The following is a 14,672-nucleotide window of genomic DNA, read 5'->3' as shown; positions in this document are numbered from 1 at the left end:
TTAGATAAAATATGTTTATCTTGCCTTTAATATAATTCGGCTTTTTAAATTAAAGTCGGGTATGATTGCTGATTTTAATAATGTAAGCTTTTACTTATTGATAAATATAGTAAAAATTCTATCACAAATAATTGGATATTCAGTATACCTACTTCATTAATTTTAGTATTTAAAGTCAGCTTAATTTTCTGTTTAAAAAAATAAGTGTGGCAGTTATATCATGAATGTTAATTTTTGGCTGGTATTTGCTGAGGGGTATTTGCGACTTGATCTTTTTCCCAATCTTGAACGCGTTCTTTTGGGGAGGGGAGCGATACAACTTTGTCAACCTGAAAATAATCATATGGTAGTAAAACAGTATCAAGTAGCGCAGAAAAAGGTAAATCAATCATGGCAAGGGGTTTTATCACCCAGCCGGTATCGCTATCTTTAAGTATTCGAGTATCGGCTTTGGTGCCGGAATAGTAACCTTGATGAGGACCAACATGGGTCATAATACTTGAGCAGCCGCTTAACAGTATCAAGCAGCTGAAAAAATTTAAACAGATGGTATAGATAACGAAGATTAATCTTCTCATTAAAGGTATAAGCCTAGCTTCTCCAAGCGAATATGAAATTTTAATGATAAACATTAATGTTAAAAATACCAGCGTGTGAATAGAAATAAACCTTTTTAACCATTATTTTCTGCTATATGTCCTAGATAGAGCACAGTAAATGGAAAATTGGTTACATAAAAGTTTATTTGCCTTTGCAATGGTGATTGGTTTAAAGAGATTGATTAACAATTTATATATTTCTTTGGAGTTAGTCCAATCGCTTTTTTAAAAATAAGGTAGATAAGGATAATCGCAGGTGAATTAAAATTTCATTAATCGGTAAAGACGTGGATGATAAAAATGTTGAGCACGTTTTAGCCTTTCTCCATAACTTATCCAGTGGATCGTATATCCCATTTCTTTTTTAAAACCTGTTGACAGGTTTGCATGTGAGGTATTAACAGCATCAAGTACAGCGTTAACTAAATGCCTTTTATTCTGTCAACTATTATAGCTGGAGTATTAATAAAATGATTAGACTATAATTTTAATTAAATTAAAAAATAATAGTTCGAAATAGTGGTAAAAATATCAATTTATTATTTAATTAAAAGAACACTAAATATGTTGTAATACTTACGGTGTTAAAGATCTCGGAAAATAGATCATTTCATTTTGCAATACTCTTGAATATGATCCCGTTAACTTTACAATTCAAAGTCCTCGTTATTATTTTATCACCTCTTATCTTGTATATGATAAGAGGTTTTTTTTATCATATATAGAATTATATTTTTAATATATTTAATAAAACTATTTAATGTATGCTATTGATAGGCAATTTCAATTTCATTTGCTAAAATCGCAATCCCTTGCTCTATTTTTTCCAGTGGTAGAATATAGTTCATTCGCATACATTGATGAGCATGAGGCCAATATTCATTAAGTCCCGGGAAAAAATAATCTCCTGGCACCATTAATACACCGCGTTTTTTAAGACGTGAATAAAGTGTTTGACTATTAATTGGTAAATTTTTAAACCAAAGCCATAGAAATATTGCGCCTTCGGGTTTATGGATCAGGCAGCGACTTTCTGGTATATAACGGCGAATAATTTTTACGGTTTCAGTAACACGTTGTTGATAAAAAGGTTTTATTACAGTTTGTGAAAGTCTCAATAGATCATTACGTTTAAGGATCGCTAGCATTAATGCTGGGCCTATACTACCAGGGGATAAACTAATGATGCCATTCATGTTACTGATCGCGCTGATAATAGTTTCGTTTGCAATAATAATACCGCAGCGACAGCCAGGTAATCCTAATTTGGATAGGCTCATAGATAGAATAATATTTTTATTCCAGATTGGTGTTGCTTGATTAAAAATAATACCTGGAAAGGGAATACCATAAGCACTGTCAATCAAAAGAGGAATAGCATGCTGTTTGGCCAAAGCATCTAATTGCATCATTTCTTCATCGGTAATGACATTTCCAGTTGGATTGGTGGGTCTGGAAACGCAAATAACACCAATATCATCGGTTATTTTCAGCGATCCAAAATTAATCCGATATTTAAATTGACCATTAGGCAGGATGTCAATTTGCGGTTTATTGGCAACAAAAATATCATCATCAAGTCCAGTATCGGCATAACCAACGTATTCTGGAGTTAAAGGGAAAAGAACTTTCCGTTTTATTCCTTGTTCACAACGGCCTGCCAGGATATTAAATAGATAAAAAAAAGCACTCTGACTGCCATTAGTTAATGCGATATTTTTAGCGCTAATATTCCAGCCAATTTGCTCATTTAACGTATTTGCTAATACTTGCAGCATGGCATCTTTTCCTTGTGGGCCATCATAGTTGCATAATGCTTCATTGAGCTGGCCACTTTTAGCCATATCTATTAATAATTGCTGAAAATATTGATCCATTTCAGGAATGTGTGCTGGGTTACCACCTCCAAGCATAATGACGTCAGGTGTACGTAAGCCCTCATTTAGATCTTTCATTAAAAGAGAGATACTTGATGAACTGGAAAATTTTTTACCAAATTGTGAATGTATCATGCTTTTCTTCATAACTGTGCAAATGACTAGTAAACAAACCAGTACAATATTCTGCTGTTATCAATAGAATAATGGCTTGGTTAGCAAATTAATTACAGGATATTATAAATTTTTTATATTTATGTGATTATAAATTTATCATAATGATATTTTTATTACTCGTTTTTTTTCTGCCGACAAATACAATTGCTTAAATGGTCGTTAACCATACCGGTTGCTTGCATAAATGCATAACAGATGGTGCTACCAACAAATTTAAAGCCACGTTTTTTTAAGGCAAGAGAAAGATGTTTAGAAATAATAGTATGAGTAGGTATTTCACTTTGATGTTGCCAATGATTGATTTGTGTTTTTCCATCGACAAATCGCCAGAGAAATTGACTAAAATCCTCACCTGATTGGATCATCGCTAAGTAAGCTTGGGCATTGGTAATGATAGCATTGATTTTCATGCGATTACGCACGATACGGGGTTCTTGTATTAGACGATCGACATCCTGCTGAGTCATTTTGGCAATTACAACTGGATCAAATTGGTAAAAACAGTCACGATAGCCAGCACGTTTTTTCAAAATAGTATACCAAGAGAGACCGGCTTGTTGACCTTCAAGGCAGAGCATTTCGAATAATCTTTGACTATCTTTTTCTGCTTTTCCCCACTCTTCATCATGATAGGCAATATATTCCTCATCGGCAGTTACCCAATGGCAACGTAGTGGTGTCATTTTTTATTACTCCTATATAAGGTAGCGGATATTAATAAGTTTATGATAGGGATTTTAATCAGTATTGCTATTAGTTGGCATAACAATAATAGCGGTAATTTTTCTTTAAGATATGGGGTGGTATTAAAAAGGCAATGTATTTGATTGTGGAAAATTGCTATTTTAATCAATTGGAAAATAGGTAAATTATCATTTATTTTAAATTTTATAAGGTTGGCAATGCGATATTTAAACAAGTCTGTTAATACCTTGTTATTATGATCATTTTTATTGGTTATTAAAAGAATATTGATTTTATCATTTAAATGTTAAAGTTAATCTTGTATTGGTTAATTAACCTTTTTATAAACAATAGGTTACAATAAATACATCACCTGCGAAATTAACAATTGATTATTTTAATCAAGATTATTTAATTTTTTTTAGTTATTTTAATCGTTGATAAACGTAATTTGAGCCTGTTTAGCTAAAAACATTTTTTTAAATTGCCATTCAATAACCGCCGTTGCTCCTTGTGCTTTCAGTTTATTTTTAACCATAAGCCAAAAATTGGCATTATCGGTATAAATAATAATTTTACGAGCATTAGCGAGAGCATAATAATAAACAGGAGACGCTTGTTCAGCAGTGGCAGGAAAAAACGTTGAATATTGCCATTTTTGTTTACTGGCAGAAGAAGCGTTGATCTTCTGAATATGACTAATATTCAACAGGGCAGAATAGTTAAATTGACGACTTTTTTTGTCAAGATCCATCAATGCTGGCTGTGGCTGTGAAGCGCAGCTGGTTAGAGTTAATAATGTCAGCATTAAAAATAATATTTTCATTTTAATCACATCTGTTTATTCAACTTTACTTTAACGGGTTGATTCATATTGAATCGTTTTACTGCAATATTTTATTCGACGCTAATAAACAAAGATTTGTTATATCACAAAGTTATGCTAATTATCTTGATAGAAAATAAGTGAGTAAATATCATATCTTACTATGATAACGTATGGAAGCGAGTGTTTTTTGAGAAATGAGTTAGTGAAGTTGAATTTGCCCCTGTTAAGTATTAATAACAATAAAACATGGTATGAGTTTATTTGTAATAGAGTGAAATAAACATTGATTCTTTTGCCCTCTTCTTGCATAAAATGGCAGCTTATTTGCTAGTTAGATTAAATATAATAATGGCTATATTAGCGATTTTTGTTATTCAATGATGTGAATAATAAAAATTAGCAAGCAGCACATAGGGATGTAATTAATAAATTGAATAACTAATAGCTTTAACTTTTTGGCTTGAAATAGTATTTTTTATATTAAAACAATCTTATTACATTATTTTCTTGAATTGAAATTGCCTTAGTTTATTGTATTAAAGATTATTTTTTACTGACTCTAATTTAGTCATTATCATGGCTATTCATTTATTATTCTATTTTTATTTATTTTTTAACTAGTTATTTACTAACATTATTTTTTAACAAAAAAACAACAAAAATATTTAAAAGAATATATAATAAGAAATCTATTGTAATTTATGTAATTTTTAAGGTAAAGATTAATGAAAGTATCGGCTAATGTTTTTAATCATAATTATATTTCAGTTGATGATAAAGCTAGTAATAAAAACAGACTGTTAAAAAATAATGACGAAAACATAGTGACTAACCTACAGCCAGCGGCAGGTAATTTTGCTGAAAAAAATGCTAATGCTAATAGTCTTGATTCGGTAATAAATCATAACATTATTAAAGAGAGAGAAATTAGGCAGGCAGGTTTACCAGAGTACCATAACTCAATTAAAGTTGATAAGCTAATAAATTTAATTATAAAAATAATAAATAATATTAATAAGCAAATCGATATAAAAAATACTAATGAATATATTGAATTAAACACACTAATTTATAAATTAAGAAAAAAAATATCGAATGATAAAATATTAGCTTCAGCATTAGAAGACCAAATTAATGTTAATAATTTATTAAAAAAAGAGATACAAGCACATGAGTATGATATGGCGATCTATTCTAGAATTTTAATTTTAGCACAAGAATCGACAACGATAAATCAAATATATAATATGGGCCATCAAATAAACTCAGAGCCTCTATCTAGTATAAAGGGTAAAATATATGAAATTTCGAATATTATTTTATCATTTATTGATATAAATGATAATGAAAGCGAAGAAAATATTAATAACCAAAAAGAATCATTAATCAAAAAGTTAGATAATTTTCTTATATCAATAGATTCTTCACATTTGTTAGTTGAAAATCAATTTTTAAAAACTGTGGAAAATGATATTAACAATAAGCTTAATATTTTATCTTCTACACCTATTAGATTTGAGTTAAATAAAATTTATCAAGAAGTAGTCAATTCTTATTTTAATAAAATTGATATTAATGATCAAAGGGAACTGCTAATAAATATTCACAAAATAAATATTGTTACTCGGTTATTTAATGAAAAATATCGCTTTAATCAAAATAGTGATAAACATGATTTACCAATTGAAGTTATTAGTGTTTATGCATTATGGCTAATATATTCTATATATGAGACTGATCAACATGCTTTTGGTGATTTAACAATAGAAGATATTGTTAAGACAGAGATAATATATAATTATACGGATGATAATGATAGCATTATATCTGATACTTTTAATATTTTTGAATATTTAACCAGACATATTGAAGAAATCAACTCACCTTTGATGAATAAAAAGAATATTAATATAAAATTCCCAACAGAATTTAGTCCAGTACTAATTAATTATTTGAATGAGGAAGCAATAAATTTAAAGAATCAAATTAATATGCTAAAAAATATTGATTTATTAAAAGACGAAAAAGATAAGTTACTAGAAAAAATACCACATTTGGAAAATTATTTATCCATATATTTAGCGCAACAAAGCAAAATTTATAATGTTATTAATACTTCTTTAAATGATTTGGTAACGTTCCGCTATAAATCTGAATCATATAACCCAGAAATAGAAAGTGCTCAAAAGCACTTTTATCCTGCTGTCGAAAAAATGTACACTGTGCGGGATGTTTTATTAGGCCGTGAGCGTAAGTGGTCATCGGAAAACCTAAATTATAAATTAGATAAAGTACTAGGCTCGTTATACCCAGATCAATATACAAAAGAACTTATCAATAAAATAAATTCTGCGGATATTCAAAATAGTTATATTGCTGAAATGGAAAAAATTAAAAAAAATAATGAGATAAAAAAGCAGTTTTATGACTATTTAGAGCATGTATTAACCACTTACGGTAAAAAGAATGTTATATACTATTTAATGGAAGGTAGTCCGGCACTGTTAATCTCTCCTGATAAAGATCGCGGACCTGTTACTGGCATTGATAAAACGGTTAACAGCATTAATCCGCAAAACACACCTATTGCCGTGATATCTATTTTTACCGGTGAATGCCTTCATTATCCCTCATTTCGTGATTTTAAGCGCGCGATTTCTACAAGTGAAAAATTACAATCATGGATAAAATTCCATTTTGATAATTACAGTGAGATTAATCCTTTAGATCTTAAATTAAAAAGAGAAAATACAGACTACTCTTTTACATTTGAATCTATTATCGATTTTAATATAAAAAAAGCGGATATATTAATCAAATCACACACTGAAGCGTTACTTTTTGAACTATTTAGTCGCTTAGAACATATAACAGTCCTTTATTCTTTTTTTTCATTATTAATGGGCAATTTAACCGGAATGATATACGGAAGTCTTTTGGCTGCAACACCTTCATTTCTAAAAGCATCAATTAGTGATCAGGAAGAGGAATATAAAAATTATCTAAACCAAGGGATACAGAATATTGTTGCTGAACTTATGGGTGTTGCTATTTCAGAGGTTATGGATAAATCCTTAACGAAAGCCGTTAAATTGTATTCACAATATAAATTTAAAAGAAGAGTAATTAATTATGAACAAGCAGAGATGGTAAAGCTAATTCAAGATTTTCAAAAAGATCATTTTGATATGAAGATTACTTTGTCACCAGAGAAAAACGAAAATCGCGTTTTATTAAAAATTGAAGAAAAATTCAACCCAAATAATCTGACCGTGGCTATTCCGGCAGAAAAGTATTTAACTGAATTACATTCGAATCCCGCTATTGCTAAAAAGATTGATGATCCAATTACAGAAGATGATTCATCAATAACTGCTATTGCCAAATATATGCGCGATCATGACATGACAGATATTAGATATCGAGGAGTATCTATTTGGAATAATGCACAAGATGAAAGCCCTATGAATCATTTGACTGTTGTTGGTAAAAAAGACAATAAGGAATATGTTTTTGACTTGACTGCTCATCGCTTTAAAAATAATGACAGCTCACCCTTAGATGGCCCACTTATTTTAGAGGACTCCATGTGGGAAAAAAGATATCGTGAGGCTTTTCCTAAAAAATTAATTAAATATAGAGATTTTGCTGGTGAGCAAATGGCTGTAGCAAATTTTAGATTATATTTCAATCAATCTGCTATTGACATTATTGACGGCAGTAAAACATTAAACTCACCGGATTGGTATATAAAAGAACTAACAGCAAAGACTGATATTAATCCTACAATTAATTATACAATTAATAAAAATCCACTTCTCAATGTCGTTCATGCAATTGAACTTAATAATAAAACCTATAAAAATAATTGGGAGTATATTAGCGATGTATTATATCGTTCTCATAAAATAGATGAACAATATAAGGAGCCATTAATACGTGGATTATCAACAATAGCGCGAAATTCAAATGCTAAGAATATCTTTGATCCATCGATGCGTATATTGCGTAGTTATCGGCAAATTAGAAGCATGAATGAATTAATACAAGCTAAAGCTGGAGAAATCTTATTTTTTTATACTGAAGAGGGAAAATTGGCTCATATGCTGGTAAGTTTAGGAAATGGCCTATTTACTGGTAGCGGCAATAGTAAATTAGCCGCTTATCTCAATAATAGTAATAGCATGATTATGGCAGAACAGATTGGTAACTTTGTCAGTGATATGATAGAGCGATATGCTCCAGAATTAGGTAAATTAAAGGTATATGCAGCCCAGCCATATGGCAGCGCATTACCCCAAAACACGATTAAAGACATTGCTCAGGAAGCCTTAAAAAAAGAACCAATTGAATCAGAGTTACCTGAGTTTATGACTCGAATTTTAGGCGATGCTCAAGAGTTAACATTTGAACAAACAGCCGTCTTTCAAGAAGATTTGCGAGCAATTTTAACGGCAGACAATAATAAAACGAGTATTAGTAGCTTGCTAACAAATATAAAAAATATAGATAATGTTACACAATTATCGGCATTGCCAGCAGGTCGATTGGTATTTTTTTATAACTCGGATTACAGTTTAAAAAGTATGATGATAAGCTTAGGCGAAGGCAAATTTGTTATTAGTCAAGGTGATCACATAGGTTTAGCGACAAAGCAGTTGCATGATATTGTTTCTGTAGATCAATTTGCCCACGTTGCGAGTGGTAGATTTAACTATACAAATATTGTTACTGGTACAATTAATTTACAAAGAATGCGGCAAAAAACGCTATTAGGTCAGAATTCAGTTTTCAACTTGGAGGGCAATAAATTATTTATTAAACCGCAGGGAAGACCTTCAATTATAAATTATATGGATGATTTCGATTTAAGTAATATTATTGCAGGCTTAGCAATAAAAATATATGGCCTTAAAAAATGGCAAGAAGTAGAAACCATTGAATTACAATCGGGCTTAGGTTTATTCGGTTCAATTCCCTCCGGTCAAGTGATAGCACATAAATTAGATAAAATTGTTATCACGCATGCCTATTCTATCCAACAGGGTTTTGTTAAAAACAATCATGAATCAGCACCGACACCTAAAGTATACGAAGCTGATGTTTATCTTAGTGATGATGATTTAAAGTTAGCCATGCAACAAAATCTGGCAAATAGCCAGTTTTGGCAACAATTAATACTATTATTTGAAAATTCAGATAAATTAATAGATAGAAAATATGATAGTAAGTTTGGATTAAATGATGTAACAGCGCATCTTGTTCTTGATATGGCAAAATTAATTTTGAAAAAGATGGACTTAGATGATTTTTTATCTTCACATCCTGAATATTATGGATTTAATGGTAAGGAATTTAATGATATTTTTGGAAGACTAAAAAAGATACTTGATTCTACAGAAGTTACCGATTCAGCGCAATTTGCTGAATTTATGATAAGCCTTATTTCATTTAATAAACATTCATACACAATAATAGATAAATTTCTTAGCTCAAATCTATTAGCAGTTGAATCTATAAATAAAGCCTTAGAAGATGATTCGTTAAAATAATATTGAATTATTTTAATTGATACATCGTTTATATCTTTTTTATTTTTAATATCTATTAGAGGTAATTATGATTGAAAATTATCTAACTAAAACTTTTTCATCATATTCTAAAAAAGTAATGGAACAACTTAATTCTCAAAAAAGAGGACATGAGATAAAAAGAAATAATAAACAATCTTATGATTTCTATGCAGCAAGTGAAGAGATATTGAATCCTAAAATAGCGGATAATACCACTAGTTTACTATTTGAAAAGGTTGAAATAACCTATTCATTTGGAGGTTATAACGGTAATTATGAAATTAGCTCCGTGCCAACTGAACAACTACGCTGGTTTGGCGAAGCTTTAGATGTCTGGTCTGATGTTGCTAATATTAAATTCACTATGGCATCTAAAGATACCCCTAGTGATATTTGCTTTAGGATTTCTTTGCACAAACCAAATGGGCAAATTTCTTATTTATCAAAGCAAGATATGCATTTAAAGAGCATACCTTGTGTTTTTGACTTATATAAACATAATGAAATATTACAACCTGAAAAGGGCAATTATGGTCAAATGGTACTAGTACATCAAATTGGCCATGCGCTCGGTTTATCTCATCCTGGAAATTTTACTAATATCGTTTCTGATATTTATTCACCCAACTATTTGCAATGGAAAGAGAGGTTAAGTTATTGGAAAGAGGCTCGTTACCTTGAAGATACTCGCCAATATACGGTGATGAGTAATTGGACTGAAAAATATACTAATGCTGATTTTCTCGGTGCTTATCCTTATACCCCACTGATAGATGATATATACGCTATACAGCAGTTATATGGCGCTAACATGCAAGCTAGAAAAGGAGATACGATCTATGGATTCAATGCCAATGCCGATAAAAGTTATTATTCAATAAAAGCTAATAATGAAGTTGCTATTTTCTCAATATGGGATACAAGTGGCAACGATACCCTTGACTTCTCGGGTTATTTTCAAGAGCAATGTATTAATTTAAATTCTGGTTCATTTTCTGATGTGGGTGGTTTAAAAGGAAATATATCAATAGCAAGAGGAGTCATTATTGAAAATGCGATTGGGGGTCGAGGAAATGATATTATTATTGGCAATGCATCTAATAATATTATTAAAGGTGGAGCAGGTAGTGATATTATTTATGGTGGTTTGGGGCAAGATACACTTTGGGGTGAAAGTAATATAGAACTATCCGCATTAACTAAAAGTATAGCCGCGATTCTTTCTTATACTTTTTTTACTCTCCCATATCAAAAACCTCAACAACCTGAACTGATAATAACAGCCACTAATCTCAATAAATTACTTTCTCCTTCCTCAGAAAATGAAACACCGACTTCTAACGTTTTTGTTTATACTACTTTTGCAGAATCATTACCTACATCACCTGATATGATAATGGATTTTCGCACAAATAAAGATAAAATTGATTTGTCGGCGATTGATGCCCGTCATAATATTGCCCGCAAAGACAAAAATTTTATTCATTTTGTGGAAAAATTTCGCGGTGTTCCTGGCGAAACCGTCATCTCTTATAATGATAAAGACCATTTTCACTATGTTAGTATCAATGCTGATGATAATTTAGAGCCAGATTTTGTCATTAAAGTCGCAGCTGAAGCTGTAGTGGCCAGTGATTTTATTGTATAAATAGCCTTGCTCGGTCATAAGAACATGGTAGAACAAACGTATTATAATAAGCCAAATTGAAAATATCTTTTGGCGGTTAACTGTTGAATTAATTTTTAATGTAAATAGTTAACTAGTGATGGGATTGATTCATCAACTAATTTAAAATTACTGAACACTGATCAAGCTGTTTTTTGCGTAAAACAACATCAATGTGTAATCGATGCTGCATATCTGTTCGCCAAAGGGTATACTGAACCCCTTTTTTAAAATCACAATCTATTTATCGCGCGAATCTAAACATGCAAAAGTTCGATACCAAAACCTTTCAGGGATTGATCCTAACATTACAGGATTACTGGGCGCGTCAAGGCTGCACCATTGTTCAACCATTGGATATGGAAGTTGGTGCCGGGACGTCGCATCCGATAACTTGCTTGCGAGCACTAGGCCCGGAGCCGATTGCTGCCGCTTATGTGCAACCCTCTCGTCGGCCAACTGATGGACGTTATGGTGAAAATCCTAATCGTCTTCAGCACTATTATCAATTTCAAGTCATTATTAAACCCTCACCAGATAATATTCAAGAGCTATATCTTGGTTCATTACAAGCATTGGGGTTAGATCCTACAATCCATGATATTCGCTTTGTTGAAGATAACTGGGAAAATCCAACTTTAGGAGCCTGGGGACTTGGTTGGGAAGTTTGGCTAAATGGGATGGAAGTCACCCAGTTTACCTATTTTCAGCAAGTCGGTGGTTTAGAGTGCAAACCCGTTACCGGAGAGATCACCTACGGTCTTGAGCGCTTGGCTATGTATATTCAAGGCGTTGACAGTGTGTATGATCTAATTTGGTCTAATGGCCCGTTAGGAAAAACAACCTATGGTGATATTTATCTTCAAAATGAAGTTGAGCAGTCGGCTTATAATTTTGAATATGCTAATGTTGATTTCCTATTCAAATGTTTTGAAGAGTATGAAAAAGAAGCACAATATTTGTTGTCGTTAGAAACGCCACTGCCTTTACCCGCTTATGAGCGTATTTTAAAAGCTGCCCATACGTTTAATTTATTAGATGCCCGTAAAGCGATTTCAGTTACTGAACGGCAACGTTACATTTTACGTATTCGCACCTTAACTAAAGGGGTTGCAGCCGCTTATTATGCTGCTCGCGAAGCACTGGGTTTTCCAATCTGTAAAAATAAGAACTAAGGGGCTGTCATTATGCAACAGACTTTCCTGGTGGAAATCGGCACAGAAGAGTTACCGCCGAAGGCTCTTCGTTCGTTAGCTGAATCATTTGCGGCAAATTTTAAACATCAATTAGCGCAGGCTGAGCTGCCGCATGGTGAAGTGCTTTGGTATGCTTCCCCTCGCCGTTTAGCATTAAAAGTAACCGACTTGGCCGCCTATCAAGCTGATCGTGAAGTTGAGAAGCGTGGCCCAGCAATTAGTCAGGCTTTTGATGCTAGCGGTAAGCCCACTAAGGCCGCTGAAGGTTGGGCGCGAGGTTGTGGAATTAGCGTTGAGCAGGCAGAACGTTTGCTCACTGATAAAGGGGAGTGGTTATTTTATCGCGCAACTAGCAAAGGCCGTGCGGCACAAGCTTTGCTAGTCGATATGGTAGCTAACGCACTGAGCCAGTTACCGATCCCGAAACTAATGCGTTGGGGAGATAAGGAAACCCAATTTGTCCGTCCAGTTCATACCTTAATCATGTTATTAGGTGATCAACTGCTCGAAGGTGAAGTATTGGGTGTTCAAAGTGGTCGCGTGATCCGTGGCCATCGGTTTATGGGTGAAGCTGAACTGACTATTGATTCAGCTGAACAATACCCGGCGATCTTACGTGAACGTGGTAAAGTTATTGCTGATTATGCAGAGCGTAAGGCTTTAATCAAGCATCAGGCAAATAAGGTAGCACAGCAATTAGGTGGTATTGCTGAATTGTCTGATAGTTTACTAGAAGAAGTAACATCCTTGGTTGAATGGCCAGTTGTATTAAACGCAAAATTTGAACAGAAATTTTTGTCCGTACCTGCGGAAGCTTTAGTCCATACGATGAAAAGCGATCAAAAATACTTTCCCGTTTATGATCAGATTGGCAATTTGATGGCCAATTTTATTTTTGTCGCCAATATTGAATCTTCTGAGCCCCAGCAAATCGTTGCCGGTAATGAAAAGGTGATCCGTCCACGCCTGGCAGATGCTGAATTTTTCTTTAAAACCGATTGCAAAAAGCGTTTAGAAGAACATTTACCTCGATTAGAAACAGTTTTATTTCAAAAACAGCTGGGTACATTGCGCGATAAAACCGATCGTTTAGAAGTGTTAGCCGGCTGGATCGCAGCTAAAATTGGTGCCGATGTTAATCATGCTACTCGTGCTGGTTTGTTGTCCAAATGTGATTTGATGACCAATATGGTGTTCGAATTTACCGACACACAAGGTGTTATGGGGATGCATTATGCTCGTCGGGATGGTGAGGCTGAAGATGTAGCGCTAGCAATCAAAGAGCAATATCAACCTCGTTTTGCTGGTGACCAATTACCTACTAATCCTGTTGCGGTTGCATTGGCACTAGCCGATAAAATGGATACTTTGGTAGGTATTTTTGGCATTGGCCAACCGCCTAAAGGCGATAAAGATCCCTTTGCATTACGTCGTGCAGCGCTTGGCGTGTTACGTATTATTGTTGAAAAGGGTTACGATCTAGATTTATTAGCGTTAACGCAGCAGACGGCTCAGCTGTATGGTAATAAACTAACCAATAAAAATGTTATCGATGATGTGGTCGATTTTATGTTGGGCCGTTTTCGCGCCTGGTATCAAGAGCAAGGATACCGCATTGATACTATCCAGGCTGTTTTGGCACGCCGGCCAACTAAACCGGCTGATTTTGATGCTCGTGTGAAAGCCGTTACCCATTTTCGGACTTTGGAAGCGGCAGAAGCACTGGCAGCGGTTAATAAACGGGTTGCCAATATTCTGACTAAGTCAGATGAGAAATTGAATGATAATGTTGCCGCTAGCGTGTTAAAAGTACCCGAAGAGGTCACCTTAGCGGCACATCTGGTTGTTTTAAAAGATAAATTGTCTCCATTATTTGCTGATGGACAATACCAGAGCGCATTAATCGAACTGGCTTCACTGCGCGAGGTTATTGATGCTTTCTTTGATAATGTAATGGTGATGGATGCCGATCAAATAGTCAGGATCAATCGTTTGACCTTACTGAGTCAGTTGCGTGATCTGTTTTTACAGGTAGCCGATATCTCGTTATTACAGTAATTTACTTACTAAT

The 14,672-nt window shown here is 33.2% G+C and carries 8 protein-coding genes; 4 read left to right on the top strand and 4 right to left on the bottom strand.

Translation table 11 applies throughout. The annotated features are described in order from the left end of the window. Positions 1–227: 227 nt before the first annotated feature. The 4 genes from QE177_RS13960 to QE177_RS13945 all read right to left on the bottom strand — a co-directional run bounded on the left by QE177_RS13960 (position 228) and on the right by QE177_RS13945 (position 4,163). Positions 228–578 carry a YceK/YidQ family lipoprotein gene (locus tag QE177_RS13960; RefSeq protein ID WP_280550536.1) on the bottom strand — a complete coding sequence of 117 codons (351 nt, stop codon included), beginning with the start codon at positions 576–578 and terminating at the stop codon, positions 228–230. Between the two features lie 788 nt (positions 579–1,366). Continuing rightward, complete coding sequence (locus QE177_RS13955; protein WP_280550534.1) at positions 1,367–2,611, bottom strand: valine--pyruvate transaminase; 1,245 nt, start codon at positions 2,609–2,611, stop codon at positions 1,367–1,369. Between the two features lie 155 nt (positions 2,612–2,766). After that, positions 2,767–3,336, bottom strand: coding sequence for a DNA-3-methyladenine glycosylase I (locus QE177_RS13950; protein WP_280550532.1), 570 nt, complete (start codon positions 3,334–3,336; stop codon positions 2,767–2,769). Between the two features lie 431 nt (positions 3,337–3,767). Next, complete coding sequence (locus tag QE177_RS13945; protein WP_280550530.1) at positions 3,768–4,163, bottom strand: hypothetical protein; 396 nt, start codon at positions 4,161–4,163, stop codon at positions 3,768–3,770. 728 nt (positions 4,164–4,891) lie between these two features. On the opposite strand from QE177_RS13945, the gene QE177_RS13940 reads away from it, so the two are divergent. The 4 genes from QE177_RS13940 to glyS all read left to right on the top strand — a co-directional run bounded on the left by QE177_RS13940 (position 4,892) and on the right by glyS (position 14,659). After that, positions 4,892–9,718 carry a hypothetical protein gene (locus tag QE177_RS13940; RefSeq protein ID WP_280550529.1) on the top strand — a complete coding sequence of 1,609 codons (4,827 nt, stop codon included), beginning with the start codon at positions 4,892–4,894 and terminating at the stop codon, positions 9,716–9,718. Between the two features lie 67 nt (positions 9,719–9,785). Continuing rightward, the gene (locus QE177_RS13935; protein ID WP_280550528.1) at positions 9,786–11,387 is read left to right on the top strand and encodes a M10 family metallopeptidase C-terminal domain-containing protein; all 1,602 of its coding nucleotides are present in this window, start codon (positions 9,786–9,788) and stop codon (positions 11,385–11,387) included. Positions 11,388–11,668: 281 nt separating this feature from the next. Next, on the top strand, positions 11,669–12,580 hold the full coding sequence (glyQ, locus tag QE177_RS13930) for a glycine--tRNA ligase subunit alpha (RefSeq protein ID WP_280550527.1): 912 nt from the start codon (positions 11,669–11,671) through the stop codon (positions 12,578–12,580). A gap of 9 nt (positions 12,581–12,589) precedes the next feature. Next, entirely contained in the window at positions 12,590–14,659 is a 2,070-nt protein-coding gene (gene glyS, locus QE177_RS13925; RefSeq protein WP_280552294.1) for a glycine--tRNA ligase subunit beta, read from the top strand. Positions 14,660–14,672 lie beyond the last annotated feature (13 nt).

Origin of the sequence: Arsenophonus sp. aPb, assembly GCF_029873475.1 — a bacterium.
GTDB lineage: Bacteria > Pseudomonadota > Gammaproteobacteria > Enterobacterales > Enterobacteriaceae > Arsenophonus.
Note: the sequence above shows the minus strand (reverse complement) of the source record. Positions and strands in the feature narration are given on the sequence as shown.

Bases quoted from the DNA above. Each gene is read 5' to 3' on its own strand.
- QE177_RS13960 (WP_280550536.1), bottom strand. From the start codon at position 578: ATGAGAAGATTAATCTTCGTTATCTATACCATCTGTTTAAATTTTTTC.
- QE177_RS13955 (WP_280550534.1), bottom strand. From the start codon at position 2,611: ATGATACATTCACAATTTGGTAAAAAATTTTCCAGTTCATCAAGTATC.
- QE177_RS13950 (WP_280550532.1), bottom strand. From the start codon at position 3,336: ATGACACCACTACGTTGCCATTGGGTAACTGCCGATGAGGAATATATT.
- QE177_RS13945 (WP_280550530.1), bottom strand. From the start codon at position 4,163: ATGAAAATATTATTTTTAATGCTGACATTATTAACTCTAACCAGCTGC.
- QE177_RS13940 (WP_280550529.1), top strand. From the start codon at position 4,892: ATGAAAGTATCGGCTAATGTTTTTAATCATAATTATATTTCAGTTGAT.
- QE177_RS13935 (WP_280550528.1), top strand. From the start codon at position 9,786: ATGATTGAAAATTATCTAACTAAAACTTTTTCATCATATTCTAAAAAA.
- glyQ (WP_280550527.1), top strand. From the start codon at position 11,669: ATGCAAAAGTTCGATACCAAAACCTTTCAGGGATTGATCCTAACATTA.